The following is a 316-nucleotide window of genomic DNA, read 5'->3' as shown; positions in this document are numbered from 1 at the left end:
ATGTCGGCAGTGGTGGTGGCGGTGGAACTGGCCAGCACATAGTTGCCGGCGGCACTGCCGCCGATGCCGAAGGTTTCGGTGACGGTCTTGGCGGTGCCCACGTTCTTGGTATCGAAGCTGCCGCTCTGGCTCAGCGTCACGGTGTCGCCGCTGATGACACCGCTGAGCGTGCCGCCGCTGACGCTGGCGGTGGTCGTGCCGTCATAGGTCTTGGAGGCGGCGCCGGCGCCACTGACGCTGACGGTGGCCGGGGTGATGTCGGCGGTGGTGGTAGCGGTGGAACTGGCCAGCACATAGTTGCCGGCGGCACTGCCGC

General features: G+C 68.0%; 1 protein-coding gene. It reads right to left on the bottom strand.

Annotated features, from left to right (window positions below; genetic code table 11):
• Positions 1-316 (bottom strand): YDG domain-containing protein (locus tag AC07R0_RS25490; RefSeq protein WP_495107001.1); only part of this gene is annotated, 316 nt, incomplete at both ends.

This window comes from Rhodoferax sp. GW821-FHT07F03, from assembly GCF_059418745.1.
The sequence above is the reverse complement of the archived record's forward strand: the minus strand, read 5'-3'. Positions and strand labels throughout refer to the sequence as shown.